This window comes from Pseudomonas sp. Pmew2, from assembly GCF_058129885.1.
The window spans coordinates 2,382,242-2,394,829 of sequence record NZ_CM176702.1; the positions used below are offsets into that span (position 1 = coordinate 2,382,242).

14 protein-coding genes are annotated in these 12,588 nt (G+C 57.5%); 13 read left to right on the forward strand and 1 reads right to left on the reverse strand.

From position 1 onward, the window contains the following. The first annotated feature begins 317 nt into the window (after positions 1 to 317). From AC4ANK_RS10770 to AC4ANK_RS10810, 9 genes are all read left to right on the forward strand, one after another. A complete protein-coding gene (locus AC4ANK_RS10770; protein ID WP_002552966.1) occupies positions 318 to 1,067 on the forward strand; it encodes an electron transfer flavoprotein subunit beta/FixA family protein in 750 nt (249 codons plus the stop codon). Continuing rightward, complete coding sequence (locus AC4ANK_RS10775) at positions 1,068 to 1,997, forward strand: electron transfer flavoprotein subunit alpha/FixB family protein (RefSeq protein ID WP_002552967.1); 930 nt, start codon at positions 1,068 to 1,070, stop codon at positions 1,995 to 1,997. 119 nt (positions 1,998 to 2,116) lie between these two features. Then, the gene (locus AC4ANK_RS10780) at positions 2,117 to 2,944 is read left to right on the forward strand and encodes a substrate-binding periplasmic protein (RefSeq protein WP_031594912.1); all 828 of its coding nucleotides are present in this window, start codon (positions 2,117 to 2,119) and stop codon (positions 2,942 to 2,944) included. A gap of 10 nt (positions 2,945 to 2,954) precedes the next feature. Beyond that, positions 2,955 to 3,308 (forward strand): DUF4398 domain-containing protein, encoded by a 354-nt coding sequence (locus tag AC4ANK_RS10785; RefSeq protein ID WP_004658957.1) that lies wholly within the window; start codon positions 2,955 to 2,957, stop codon positions 3,306 to 3,308. Beyond that, positions 3,305 to 4,120, forward strand: coding sequence for an OmpA family protein (locus AC4ANK_RS10790; protein ID WP_460382973.1), 816 nt, complete (start codon positions 3,305 to 3,307; stop codon positions 4,118 to 4,120). The genes AC4ANK_RS10785 and AC4ANK_RS10790 overlap by 4 nt, the downstream gene beginning before the upstream one ends. 217 nt (positions 4,121 to 4,337) lie before the next feature. Continuing rightward, positions 4,338 to 5,777, forward strand: coding sequence for an aminotransferase-like domain-containing protein (locus AC4ANK_RS10795; protein WP_002552970.1), 1,440 nt, complete (start codon positions 4,338 to 4,340; stop codon positions 5,775 to 5,777). A gap of 116 nt (positions 5,778 to 5,893) precedes the next feature. Next, complete coding sequence (locus AC4ANK_RS10800; protein WP_002552971.1) at positions 5,894 to 6,535, forward strand: hypothetical protein; 642 nt, start codon at positions 5,894 to 5,896, stop codon at positions 6,533 to 6,535. A gap of 94 nt (positions 6,536 to 6,629) precedes the next feature. Continuing rightward, on the forward strand, positions 6,630 to 6,887 hold the full coding sequence (locus AC4ANK_RS10805; RefSeq protein ID WP_002552972.1) for a YkgJ family cysteine cluster protein: 258 nt from the start codon (positions 6,630 to 6,632) through the stop codon (positions 6,885 to 6,887). 57 nt (positions 6,888 to 6,944) lie between these two features. Further along, positions 6,945 to 7,556 carry an START domain-containing protein gene (locus AC4ANK_RS10810; RefSeq protein WP_002552973.1) on the forward strand — a complete coding sequence of 204 codons (612 nt, stop codon included), beginning with the start codon at positions 6,945 to 6,947 and terminating at the stop codon, positions 7,554 to 7,556. A 66-nt stretch (positions 7,557 to 7,622) separates the two neighbouring features. Here AC4ANK_RS10810 and gltA read toward each other — a convergent pair whose 3' ends face one another. After that, a complete protein-coding gene (gene gltA, locus AC4ANK_RS10815; RefSeq protein ID WP_002552974.1) occupies positions 7,623 to 8,912 on the reverse strand; it encodes a citrate synthase in 1,290 nt (429 codons plus the stop codon). Between the two features lie 362 nt (positions 8,913 to 9,274). Between gltA and sdhC the strand changes: the two genes are divergently transcribed. Genes sdhC through AC4ANK_RS10835 form a run of 4 tightly spaced genes read left to right on the forward strand, consistent with a single transcriptional unit; the run spans position 9,275 to position 12,504 of the window. Next, positions 9,275 to 9,649, forward strand: coding sequence for a succinate dehydrogenase, cytochrome b556 subunit (sdhC, locus tag AC4ANK_RS10820; RefSeq protein ID WP_002552975.1), 375 nt, complete (start codon positions 9,275 to 9,277; stop codon positions 9,647 to 9,649). Continuing rightward, the gene (gene sdhD, locus AC4ANK_RS10825; protein ID WP_003382006.1) at positions 9,643 to 10,011 is read left to right on the forward strand and encodes a succinate dehydrogenase, hydrophobic membrane anchor protein; all 369 of its coding nucleotides are present in this window, start codon (positions 9,643 to 9,645) and stop codon (positions 10,009 to 10,011) included. The genes sdhC and sdhD overlap by 7 nt, the downstream gene beginning before the upstream one ends. A 3-nt stretch (positions 10,012 to 10,014) precedes the next feature. Next, entirely contained in the window at positions 10,015 to 11,787 is a 1,773-nt protein-coding gene (gene sdhA / locus AC4ANK_RS10830; RefSeq protein WP_002552976.1) for a succinate dehydrogenase flavoprotein subunit, read from the forward strand. 12 nt (positions 11,788 to 11,799) lie between these two features. Continuing rightward, positions 11,800 to 12,504, forward strand: a complete 705-nt coding sequence (locus tag AC4ANK_RS10835; protein WP_002552977.1) for a succinate dehydrogenase iron-sulfur subunit — start codon at positions 11,800 to 11,802, stop codon at positions 12,502 to 12,504. Positions 12,505 to 12,588 lie beyond the last annotated feature (84 nt).

Below are 12,588 nucleotides of genomic sequence, written 5' to 3' on the forward strand. Positions count from 1 at the left end.
CCGATTTGGCGTATTGACCGGAAAAGGCGTTGCGGTCAATATACGGGCGGTTTTGCGTTTGCCGTAGGCTGAAACGAGGCACCTGCGTTGCAGGAAGTCTCTCAAAAGGCATCAGGCGGACGCGGTGCAGGCAACAGGTCAACGTCGCACGGCGCATTTTACACACCCTGCCGCTGCTTGACGGGTGACTCCCGGCTTTTATATGGCTTTTTGAAGTCGCCCGGACGGCCTGCACGCATTGCGATTGCTTGTTGAGGACACATATCGATCGTCTGGTATCGCCAGGCGACTTCTTTTCACCGGAGAGTGAGGAATCCATGAAGGTTCTTGTAGCTGTCAAACGAGTGGTCGACTACAACGTCAAGGTTCGCGTCAAGGCGGACAACTCCGGCGTCGATCTTGCCAACGTCAAAATGTCCATGAACCCGTTCTGCGAAATCGCTGTTGAAGAAGCGGTGCGCTTGAAAGAGAAGGGCGTGGCAACGGAAATCGTGGTCGTCACCATTGGTCCTACCACTGCTCAGGAGCAACTGCGTACCGCCCTGGCGCTGGGTGCCGACCGCGCCGTGCTGGTCGAGTCTACCGAAGAACTGACCTCTCTGGCCGTGGCCAAGCTGCTCAAGGCAGTGGTCGACAAGGAACAGCCACAGCTGGTGATCCTTGGCAAACAGGCCATCGACAGTGATAACAACCAGACCGGCCAGATGCTGGCCGCACTGAGCGGCTACCCGCAAGGTACGTTCGCCTCGAAGGTTGAAGTCTCCGGTGACAAGGTTGCCGTGACCCGTGAGATCGACGGCGGTCTGCAGACTGTTTCCCTGAGCCTGCCAGCGATCGTGACCACGGACCTGCGTCTGAACGAGCCACGCTACGCTTCGCTGCCCAACATCATGAAAGCCAAGAAGAAGCCGCTTGAAGTGCTGACCCCGGATGCACTGGGCGTTTCCACGGCCTCGACCAACAAGACCCTCAAGGTTGAAGCACCGGCTGCACGCAGCGCGGGCATCAAGGTCAAATCGGTGGCTGAACTGGTCGAGAAACTGAAAAACGAAGCGAAGGTAATCTAAATGACGATCCTGGTTATCGCTGAACACGACAATGCGACCGTAGCCCCGGCTACGCTCAATACCCTGGCTGCCGCGCAGAAGATCGGCGGTGACATCCACTTGCTGGTTGCCGGTTCAGGCGTAAGTGCCGTTGCCGACGCCGCCGCCAAAATTGCCGGCGTGGCGAAAGTGCTGGTGGCCGACAACGCTGCCTATGCACATCAATTGCCTGAAAACGTTGCGCCACTGGTCGTAGAGCTGGTTGCGGGCCATAGTCACGTTCTGGCCGCTGCAACCTCCAACGGCAAGAACGTCCTGCCTCGCGTTGCTGCGCAGCTGGATGTCGACCAGATATCCGAGATCGTTTCGGTGGTCTCGGCCGACACCTTCACCCGCCCGATCTACGCCGGTAACGCCATTGCCACCGTGCAGTCCACTGCCGCGATCAAGGTCATCACCGTGCGTGCCACCGGTTTCGATCCGGTCGCTGCCGAGGGTGGTTCGGCTTCTATCGAAGCGGTTTCGGCTGCTCACGATGCGGGCAAGTCCAGCTTCGTTGGCGAAGAACTGGCCAAATCCGATCGTCCAGAACTGACAGCGGCCAAGATCGTCGTATCCGGCGGTCGTGGCATGCAGAACGGCGACAACTTCAAGCACCTGTACACGCTGGCCGACAAACTCGGTGCTGCAGTGGGTGCTTCCCGTGCTGCGGTCGATGCCGGTTTTGTGCCCAACGACATGCAGGTCGGCCAGACCGGCAAGATCGTTGCGCCTCAGCTGTATATTGCTGTCGGTATTTCCGGTGCCATTCAGCATCTGGCCGGCATGAAAGACTCCAAGGTGATCGTTGCGATCAACAAGGATGAGGAAGCTCCGATCTTCCAGGTGGCCGATTACGGGCTGGTGGCTGATTTGTTCGAAGCCATTCCCGAGCTGGAGAAGCTGGTTTAAGCCACGCGCTTCCACTATAAAGAGAACCCGTTCCGTTCGGGGTTTGTGTGCCGGCAGATTGTTTGCGGTACATAGCCCCGGATCGAGCGGGTTTTTTATCGGGTATCAAAGGACTTTTCATGGTGCATCCCCGGCTGCTGTCTTCGCTTTTTCTCGGGCTGGTCATGCTGCCGACGCTTTCATTCGCGGCAGGCAAGTGCGAGCGTCTGATTGTGACCGGCAGTCCGGACGCGCCGCCTTATTTATGGCGTGACCCTCAGGATCCACGCCATCTGATGGGTGCCAATGCCGATCTGCTCACACAGGCAGCAGGTGAGCTGGGTATCAAGGTCGAGTTCCTGTACGGCGGCAAACGCAGTCAGGCACTTGAAGAGGTGCGCACCGGACGCATGGATCTGTTGGCGGACGCGCCGTTCAATGCAGCGCAACTTGAGTCGCTTGATTACATTCACCCGCCGATCGTGCAGAACGACATCATGGTGTGGACGCGCCACGATCACAGCGTACCGTTCAATACCCTGGATGAGCTGCACGACCATCCTGGCGCCATGTCGGAAAAGACCCGATTGACGCCTTCATTCGAGGCTGCGGCCAAGCAGCATTTGAGCCTGACACGCCTGCCAGGCCTGACCCCGGCTTTTCAGAAGCTGGCGCTGGGTGAGGTGGATTACGTGCTTGCCGGTCGTTACGCCGGGATGGTCATGGTGCAGACGCTGGGTCTTTCTGCAGACCTGGCTGCGCAACCCTTGCCGGTCGATACACCCGGGTTTTATCTGGCGTTGTCGTTCAATTCGGCCTGCAACGAACCATGGTTGCGCGGACAACTGGCGAAAAAGATGACAGAATCGGCCGCCTCCGGCCTTGCGGGTGATGTCATCAGGCACAACCTGGAGTTGTGGAAAGCCCAGCTGTTGCAACCTGCCAGCGCCAGCGCACCAGACAAGTAGGGATGTTTTTGTGAGTATTCGTTTTTCAATCGCCGTCATGGCCATCGCCACGCTGGCTGGCTGCGCCAGCGACCCGCTACCGACCGAGCAGTTCAAGCTGACCGAGCAGGCGCTGGAGCAGGCCAAAGCCGTTGGCGCGGGTGATGATCAGCCCGAGATGGAAGTTGCTCTGGCCCGCTTTGCCGAAGCTCGCGCCTCCATGGCGACCCACGCCTACAAGGACGCGCGCATGAAAGCCGAGCAGGCCGAGCTTGATGCCCGGCTGGCAGAGGCCCGAGTGCTCACCCTCAAGAGTCAGGAGCAGGTCAATCAGTTGAATACCCGCCTCAATCGGTTACGCAAGCAACTGGGAGAGGCACAATGAACCGTTTTCCGCGTGTACTGAGTGTGTGCCTGTTGCTGGGTTCGGCTGGCCTTTACGGGTGTGCCGGTCATCAGGACAGCGGGCAGGCCTTGCAGCAGGCCAGTGCCGACTTCCAGAAGGTCAAGGAAGATACCGATGTGTTGCGCAGCGCGCCCAAGGATGTCATTCGCGCTGGCGAATCTCTGGCTCGCGCCGAGCGTCTGTCCAGCTATCTGAGAAGCGGTGCCGACGTCAGTCATTACGCCTACCTCAGCAGCCGCTACAGCGAGATCGCACGTGAGCACAGCAATCTGATGCTGAGCCAGGAGCGCCTGGCGAAAATGGACATGGAGCGCCAGCGTCTGCAATTGGCGCTGCGTGAGGCCAAGCTGGCCAGTGCCCAGCAGCAGGGGCGCTGGCTGGAAGATCAGATCCTCAGTCTGGCCACCACCGAGACCGATCGCGGGCTGGTCATGACGTTGGGAGATGTGCTGTTCGACGCCGGCCACGCCGAGCTGAAAAGCTCGGCCAGTCGCACCATTCTCAAGGTTGTGCAGTTTTTGCAGATCAATCCGCGTCGAGTGGTCCGGATCGAGGGCTACACCGACAGCACAGGTGACCGTCAGGAGAATCTGAAGCTGTCGAAGGATCGTGCACAAGCAGTCGCAGACGTTCTGATGGATCTGGGTGTCGATGAAAAACGTATACATGTCGAGGGCTACGGTCAGCAGTTCCCGGTGAACGCCAACGCCTCCGAGCGCGGGCGCGCGCAAAATCGCCGTGTGGAAATTGTTTTTTCTGATGAAAAGGGTCAGTTAGGCGCAGCGCGCTGATAAAAACTTTTCAAAAAGCCCGACGCCGGAAACGGTCTCGGGCTTTTTTGGCTTTAAAGGCTTTGCACATGGCGTTTTCAGCCGCGTTTATTTTCGTGCAGCGGTCGTGACCGCTGGCTTGAACGTAAACTGTTCCCGTACACTTCTGGACTGTGCCGGTTATTCCGTATCTGTATTTTTAAAAACAATAAATCACCGGTCTTTTCGAGGCTGTGTCATGACCAATCTTTTGCTCTATCAGCGTATCGCCCAGCAGCTTGCCGAAGATATTCGTCGTGGGGTGTATCAACCCGGTGAGCGTGTGCCTTCGGTTCGCAAGATGAGTTCGCAGCTCAATGTCAGCCATGCGACGGTATTGCAGGCTTATGCGAACCTTGAAGATCAAGGGTTGATCCGGGCGCGTCCTCAGTCCGGCTACTATGTTCATCAAACCCCGGCACTTACGGCTTCGACCCCGGATATCGCGCGGGTCGAGCGGCCTGGTCTGGTCACGCGCAGCAGTATCATCCAGCAAGTGCTCGAGGAATCCCGACGCGAGGGCGTGTTTGCTCTGGGCGCCGCTGTGCCTCATGTGGACTACCTGCCGGTGCGTGCGCTGCATCAGCAATTAGCGAAAGTGACGCGTTTTCACAGCCCGCGGGCCTTCAGCTATATGTTCAGCCCGGGTTTCGAGCCGCTGCGCAGGCAGGTCGCCATCCGTATGCGCGACGCCGGCGTGGTGGTCGATCCGTCCGAGGTGGTGATCACTCACGGGTGCGTGGATGCACTGCAGATGACTCTTCGCGTGCTGACCCGGCCGGGTGACCTGATTGCTGCCGAGTCGCCTGCTTATTACGGGTTGTTGCAACTTGCCGACCTATTGGGCTTGAAAGTCATCGAAATCCCCAGCGACCCGGCCACCGGCATCAGTCTGGAGGCCTTGCAACTGGCGGCCAATCAATGGTCAATCAAAGCATTGGTACTGACTTCACGCCTGAGCAACCCACTGGGCGGCACCATGCCGGAGGAGCGGCAGAAGAACCTGCTGCGTCTGGCCTCGGACTTCGATATTCAAGTGGTTGAAGACGATGTCTACGGTGAGTTGATGTTCGAAGTCGGGAGGACCAAGGCGCTCAAGGCGTTCGATCGGCTGGGGAGGGTGATTTACTGTTCCAGCTTTTCCAAGACGCTGTCGCCCGGTGTACGCATCGGCTGGATCATCGCTGGCAAATACCAGGCAGAAATTCAACGTCTGCAGACTTTCAGCACGCATTCTGCATGCAGTGTTACGCAGATGGCGGTCGCCGCATACCTCGAAAACGGCGGTTACGATCGGCACTTACGTTTCATTCGCCTGGAATACCGCAAGAATCTCAGCGCCTTCCAATTGGCGGTGCAGCAGTTCTTTCCTGAGGGCACTCAGATGAGTCGCCCTGCGGGTGGGTTCATTCTGTGGGTTAGCCTGCCGGGCCGGGTCAATACTCAGGAGCTGCATGTTCGTGCGCTGGAGCAGGGTATCAGTATCGCGCCGGGGTTGATCTTCAGTAATACCGAGCAGTTCAATCATTGCATTCGCCTCAACTGCGGGATGCCTTGGAACAAAGAGGCTGAGCGGGCACTGATGACGCTGGGTATTCTGGCCAAGCAGTTGTGTCAGGAAGCGGTACATGTGTACTGAGTTGTAAAGATTTTTTGTCAATTGTTTTGAACTCTTGGCTTGTCAGGTTGGCCTCAAAAGCACAGCATGTGTTTCTTTTCCGGCTATTTGCCACTGTCTTGCCTGACTTTTTGCCTATGAATGTTTTTCGCTGTCTGGGATTGCTTGTCGTCGTGCTTCTGAGTGGTTGTGATGCTCAGGATCCTCCTGTGCCCAAGCCTAAAACCGAGGCGGTTATTACGGCTCCGGTCTCGCCTGAAGTGCACTTGAAGACCGAGGCTCCTGTGGAGGCGGTGGCGACGGATGCAAAACAGATAAAGGCACCCGATACCATGCATCAGTTGATGCCAGGTGTCCCGGTGGTGCCGGTAGTGGTGGGCAAGGAAAAATCACAACCATCAGCGCCTCCGGTGGCCAATGCGGCAGTTTCTGAAAAGTCGCCTTCGAAAGTAGCGGCGGCCAAGGCGCCTGTCAGCAAGCGCAAGAACGCCAAAGACGCCAAAACGGCCAGTGCCAAGGATGTGCGCATCAAGTCGCCAAAGCTCGACCTGAGTTTGCCGCCCGAGCTTGTCAAGGAGCTGGACCCGCCCGCCAATGTGATTACCAGCAAGCGCAAGCCGATATTGCCGCAGATGTTCAGCGACAAGGGGGCTTCGGCCAACCCCGGCCCCTTTGAGCTTGAAGGTCGATTGCTGACCAACGAAATGCAATTGCAGATGCGCAACGAAAACCGTCGCGATGTCGAAGGTGCTGCGCTGGATTTCAAATTCAAGCAGTAAGCCCTGCCTATCGTCCGATACGGCGTTTTCAAACAGACGTTTTGACGGTTAATATCCTTCCTCTTTTTCTATTTTTCAGTAAGGGTGTCTGGTCATGGACTGCCGTTCCGATTGTGGTGCGTGCTGCATAGCGCCTTCCATCACGTCTCCCATACCCGGCATGCCCGATGGAAAACCGGCATGTGAGCGATGCCTGCACTTGTCGGTCGAGCTTCTGTGCGCCTTGTTCGGCAGGCCCGAGCGCCCTGCGGTATGCAGTCAGTTCAAGGCGGCGGAAGATGTCTGCGGAGTCGATCAGGCGGATGCCATTCGCCTTATTGGCTGGTGGGAAAAAGCTACAGCAGTTGCATGAAAGGGCGGTTTTTGGGCGCTAGTGCTTTGTCGGAACTTCAAAACAAGGAATAAAACAATGAGTCCGCTGTATCGCATCGCTGTTGCTTGTGGTTTGACTGTAATGCTTGCCGGAACGGCGCAGGCTGACGACTGGAAAGTGGTCAAGAACGAGGATGGCATCAAGGTTTCGTTGAGTGATGTGCCTGGGTCCGATTACAAGGCCTATCAGGGCATTACGCTGATCAATGCCAGCGTGAGCAAGCTGCGTGCGCTTCAAGAGGATGTTGCGGGGGCCTGCGCCTGGATTCATGAGTGCAAGTTACAGAAGATACTCAAGCATGAAGGTAACAAGACCTGGACCTACAGCCAGTTCAACACGCCCTGGCCGGTGACGCCTCGTGACTCGGTGCTGTTGATCACTACTCAGGAGGGGGCTGACGGCAGTATTACCCGGAATCTTGAAGAGCAGCCCACGTACATTCCCGAGGAAAAGGGTTTCGTGCGTGTGACCGAGGTCAAGGGGTTCTGGAAGATGGTGCCCAAGGGGTCGAACCAGACTGAGGTGACTTATCAGGTTCACACCGAGCCGGGTGGTAGTGTGCCATCGATGCTGGCCAACAAGTTCGTTGTCGACGCGCCGTTCAATACGCTGAAAGCGCTCAGAGAGCGGGCTGCGCAGACGCAATAATCTGCAGTACGCAGTACGCACAAAAAAGGGCTGCCAGTGGCAGCCCTTTGTTTTTGCGTGTAACGCTTACTTGCGGTCTTGCAGGGCGACGATATCGCGTTGCACGTTGCCGGTGTAGAGCTGGCGAGGGCGACCGATCTTGTAAGGGCTGGAGAGCATTTCTTTCCAGTGCGAAATCCAGCCGACGGTCCGCGCCAGAGCGAAGATTACGGTGAACATGCTGGTCGGAATGCCGATGGCCTTGAGGATGATGCCTGAGTAGAAGTCGACGTTCGGGTACAGCGAGCGCTCGATGAAGTACGGGTCGGTCAGGGCGATCTCTTCGAGGCGCATGGCCAGTTCGAGCTGAGGATCGTTGGTGATACCCAGTTCCTTGAGCACTTCGTCGCAGGTCTGCTTCATCACGGTGGCACGCGGGTCACGGTTCTTGTAGACGCGGTGGCCGAAGCCCATGAGCTTGAACGGGTCGTTCTTGTCCTTGGCCTTGGCGATGAACTTGTCGATGTTCGACACGTCACCGATTTCATCCAGCATGGTCAGTACCGCTTCGTTGGCGCCGCCGTGGGCCGGGCCCCATAGCGCGGCGATGCCGGCAGCGATACAGGCAAACGGGTTGGCGCCCGAAGAGCCTGCCATGCGGACGGTGGATGTCGAGGCGTTCTGCTCGTGATCGGCGTGAAGGATGAAGATCTTGTCCATCGCCTTGGCCAGCACCGGGCTGATCGGTTTGATCTCGCACGGGGTGTTGAACATCATGTGCAGGAAGTTTTCGGCGTAGCTGAGGTCGTTGCGCGGGTACATCATGGGCTGGCCCATGGAGTACTTGTAGACCATCGCTGCCAGGGTCGGCATCTTGGCCACCAGGCGTACAGCGGAAATCTCGCGGTGCTGCGGGTTATTGATGTCCAGCGAGTCGTGGTAGAACGCTGACAGGGCACCGACTACGCCGCACATGACGGCCATCGGGTGGGCGTCGCGACGAAAGCCGTTGAAGAAGGTCTTGAGTTGCTCGTGAACCATCGTGTGGTTCTTGACCACGGCCACGAACTGGGCTTTCTGTTCGGCGGTCGGCAGTTCGCCGTTGAGCAGCAGGTAGCAGGTTTCGAGGTAATCGGACTGCTCGGCCAGTTGTTCGATCGGGTAGCCGCGGTGCAGCAGAATGCCATTGTCACCATCAATGTAGGTGATCTTCGAATCGCAAGAGGCCGTGGACATGAAGCCAGGGTCAAATGTGAAGCGGCCGGTGGCGGTCAGGCCGCGTACGTCGATCACGTCCGGACCCACTGTACCGGTCAGAATTGGCAGCTCGACGGGGGCTGCGCCCTCGATGATCAACTGCGCTTTTTTGTCAGCCATGTGGCCTCCTATTTATGCTTCAAATCATCAGACAGGCCCCCCACGCAGGGCCCGCATCACTATAGTGAGATAAATTCTAAAGTCAATTTGCCTAAAGTCGTGTTCCGCAAGGGCCCGCCGTGGATTTTTTCAGACCGTTTCCTGCCGTTTACGCCTTTTGTCCCGGCAACGCAATGCGCCATTGGCGGTAAGTCTGCGCGTTGTCATTAGTAACCTAACTGTCTATACTCGGCGTCCGACCGCCAAAGGCTTTTTGGCCTGTTTCAAGGGGGTCGTCACTTCCTGGGTGGTGGGTACCTGACCAGTGCACTTCCCAACAACTTGCCCTGATTGTTAGGGGCTCTTCAGTGTGAAAAAAAGCCGTGAATAGCCAACGACCTGTAAATCTAGACCTAAGGACCATCAAGCTCCCAGTCACCGCTTACACGTCCATCCTTCACCGCATCTCCGGTGTCATCCTCTTTGTCGGTATTGCAATCATGCTGTATGCAATGGACAAGTCGCTGGCGTCCGAAGAAGGGTTCGGTGAAGTCAAGGCGTGTCTGACCAGCCCGCTGGCCAAGCTGATCATCTGGGGGCTTCTGTCTGCCCTGCTGTATCACATGGTGGCCGGTATCCGTCACCTCATCATGGACTCCGGGGTAGGCGAGACGCTCGAAGGCGGCAAGCTGGGCTCCAAAATCGTTATCGCGGTTTCCGTGGTACTGATTCTTCTGGCGGGAGTATGGATATGGTAACCAACGTCACCAACCTTTCGCGTTCGGGCCTCTATGACTGGATGGCTCAGCGTGTTTCTGCGGTCGTGCTCGCGGCTTATTTCATATTCCTGATCGGATACATGGTCTTTCATCCGGGTCTGAGTTACGCCCAATGGCATGATCTGTTCGCACACAACGGAATGCGTATCTTCAGTCTGCTGGCCCTCGTTGCCCTTGGCGCTCACGCCTGGGTCGGCATGTGGACCATCGCGACCGACTACCTGACGCCGATGGCGCTGGGCAAGTCCGCCACTGCAGTACGTTTTCTGTTTCAGGCGGTATGCGGCGTTCTGATGTTCGCCTACTTCGTCTGGGGCGTGCAGATTCTTTGGGGTATCTGATTCATGGCTAACATAAATTCGCTTTCCTTCGACGCCATCATCATTGGTGGTGGCGGTGCCGGTATGCGCGCTGCCCTGCAGCTCGCTCAGGGCGGTCACAAGACTGCCGTGGTCACCAAGGTGTTTCCGACACGCTCGCACACCGTTTCTGCCCAGGGTGGCATCACCTGCGCAATTGCCTCTGCCGATCCGAACGATGACTGGCGCTGGCACATGTACGATACCGTCAAGGGTTCCGACTACATCGGTGACCAGGACGCTATCGAATACATGTGTTCCGTAGGCCCTGAAGCTGTTTTCGAACTCGAGCACATGGGCTTGCCGTTCTCCCGTACCGAACAGGGTCGCATCTACCAGCGTCCGTTTGGCGGTCAGTCCAAGGACTTCGGCAAGGGCGGTCAGGCTGCACGTACCTGTGCTGCTGCCGACCGTACCGGTCACGCACTGCTGCACACCCTGTATCAGGCCAACCTCAAGGCTGGCACCGTATTCCTCAACGAATACTACGGCGTGGATCTGGTCAAGAATCAGGACGGTGCCTTTGTCGGCATCATCGCCATCTGCATTGAAACCGGCGAAACTTCCTACATCCGTGCCAACGCTACCGTGCTGGCAACCGGCGGTGCAGGTCGTATCTACTCTTCGACCACCAACGCCCTGATCAATACCGGTGACGGTATCGGTATGGCACTGCGCGCCGGTGTCCCGGTTCAGGACATCGAAATGTGGCAGTTTCACCCGACCGGCATTGCCGGTGCAGGTGTACTGGTCACCGAAGGCTGCCGCGGTGAAGGCGGTTACCTGATCAACAAGCACGGCGAGCGTTTCATGGAGCGTTATGCTCCGAACGCCAAGGACCTTGCAGGTCGTGACGTGGTTGCGCGCTCCATGGTCAAGGAAATCATTGCCGGTAACGGCTGTGGTCCGGATGGCGACCATGTGATGCTCAAGCTCGATCACCTGGGCGAAGAAGTGTTGCACAGCCGTTTGCCAGGCATTATGGAGTTGTCCAAGACCTTCGCTCACGTCGACCCTGCAACAGCGCCGATTCCGGTAGTTCCTACCTGCCATTACATGATGGGCGGCGTTGCCACCAACATTCATGGTCAGGCGATCACTCAGGACGCCGCCGGTGTCGATCAGATCATTCCGGGTCTGTTCGCGGTAGGTGAAGTGGCTTGCGTATCGGTTCACGGTGCCAACCGCCTGGGCGGCAACTCGTTGCTCGATCTGGTGGTGTTCGGTCGCGCTGCGGGTATCCACCTGGAGAAAGCGCTGAGCGAAGGTATCGACTACGCCCGTGCTTCCGAGTCCGACATCGATGCTGCGCTGGCACGCGTTGCCGGCCTGAACGAGCGCACTACCGGCGAAGACGTCGCCACGCTGCGTAAAGAGCTGCAAAGCTGCATGCAGAACTACTTCGGTGTGTTCCGCACCGGCGAATACATGCAGAAGGGTATTGCTCAGCTGGCTGACCTGCGCGTGCGTATCGCCAACGTCAAGATCAATGACAAGAGCCAGGCATTCAATACCGCCCGTATCGAAGCGCTTGAACTGCAAAACCTGCTGGAAGTTGCCGAAGCCACGGCGATCGCCGCAGAGCATCGTAAAGAGTCCCGCGGCGCTCACGCCCGTGAAGACTTTGAAGATCGCGATGACGAGAACTGGTTGTGCCACACCCTGTATTTCCCGGGTGACAAGCGCGTGACCAAGCGTGCCGTGAACTTCTCGCCGAAGACTGTTCCGACTTTTGAACCTAAGATTCGGACTTATTAAGGGGTGACCGATATGTTGCAAGTCAGTGTTTATCGTTACAACCCTGAGCAGGACGCCACGCCGTTCATGCAGGAGTTTCAGGTCGATACCGGTGGCAAGGACCTGATGGTGCTGGACGTGCTCGCCCTGGTCAAAGAACAGGATCAAGGCTTCTCTTACCGTCGTTCGTGCCGCGAAGGCGTGTGCGGTTCCGATGGCATGAACATCAATGGCAAGAACGGTCTGGCCTGCATCACGCCGCTGTCTGCCGTTGTTGCCAAGAACAGGCTGATCGTACGTCCGCTGCCTGGTTTGCCGGTCATTCGTGACCTGGTCGTCGATATGAGCATCTTCTACAAGCAGTACGAGAAGGTGAAGCCGTTCCTGCAGAATGACACGCCGGCTCCGGCCATCGAACGTCTGCAAACTCCGGAAGAGCGCGAAAAGCTCGATGGTCTGTACGAGTGCATTCTGTGCGCTTGCTGCTCGACTTCCTGCCCGTCCTTCTGGTGGAACCCCGACAAGTTCCTGGGTCCTGCTGCGCTGCTGCAAGCCTACCGTTTCCTGGCTGACAGCCGTGACACCCGCACCAATGAACGTCTGGCTTCGCTTGATGATCCGTTCAGCGTGTTCCGCTGCCGCGGCATCATGAACTGCGTCAACGTGTGCCCGAAAGGCCTTAACCCAACCAAGGCTATCGGTCACGTGCGCAACATGTTGTTGCAAAGCGGCGTCTGATTGATCGTTTTATCTGTTACACCGTTGCACTGAAGTGGCTGCGGCGCAGGCTTCAACCGGCGCCGTAGTTTTAACCTGAGCAGT

Bases quoted from the DNA above. Each gene is read 5' to 3' on its own strand.
- AC4ANK_RS10770 (WP_002552966.1), top strand. From the start codon at position 318: ATGAAGGTTCTTGTAGCTGTCAAACGAGTGGTCGACTACAACGTCAAG.
- AC4ANK_RS10775 (WP_002552967.1), top strand. From the start codon at position 1,068: ATGACGATCCTGGTTATCGCTGAACACGACAATGCGACCGTAGCCCCG.
- AC4ANK_RS10780 (WP_031594912.1), top strand. From the start codon at position 2,117: ATGGTGCATCCCCGGCTGCTGTCTTCGCTTTTTCTCGGGCTGGTCATG.
- AC4ANK_RS10790 (WP_460382973.1), top strand. From the start codon at position 3,305: ATGAACCGTTTTCCGCGTGTACTGAGTGTGTGCCTGTTGCTGGGTTCG.
- AC4ANK_RS10795 (WP_002552970.1), top strand. From the start codon at position 4,338: ATGACCAATCTTTTGCTCTATCAGCGTATCGCCCAGCAGCTTGCCGAA.
- AC4ANK_RS10800 (WP_002552971.1), top strand. From the start codon at position 5,894: ATGAATGTTTTTCGCTGTCTGGGATTGCTTGTCGTCGTGCTTCTGAGT.
- AC4ANK_RS10805 (WP_002552972.1), top strand. From the start codon at position 6,630: ATGGACTGCCGTTCCGATTGTGGTGCGTGCTGCATAGCGCCTTCCATC.
- AC4ANK_RS10810 (WP_002552973.1), top strand. From the start codon at position 6,945: ATGAGTCCGCTGTATCGCATCGCTGTTGCTTGTGGTTTGACTGTAATG.
- gltA (WP_002552974.1), bottom strand. From the start codon at position 8,912: ATGGCTGACAAAAAAGCGCAGTTGATCATCGAGGGCGCAGCCCCCGTC.
- sdhD (WP_003382006.1), top strand. From the start codon at position 9,643: ATGGTAACCAACGTCACCAACCTTTCGCGTTCGGGCCTCTATGACTGG.
- sdhA (WP_002552976.1), top strand. From the start codon at position 10,015: ATGGCTAACATAAATTCGCTTTCCTTCGACGCCATCATCATTGGTGGT.
- AC4ANK_RS10835 (WP_002552977.1), top strand. From the start codon at position 11,800: ATGTTGCAAGTCAGTGTTTATCGTTACAACCCTGAGCAGGACGCCACG.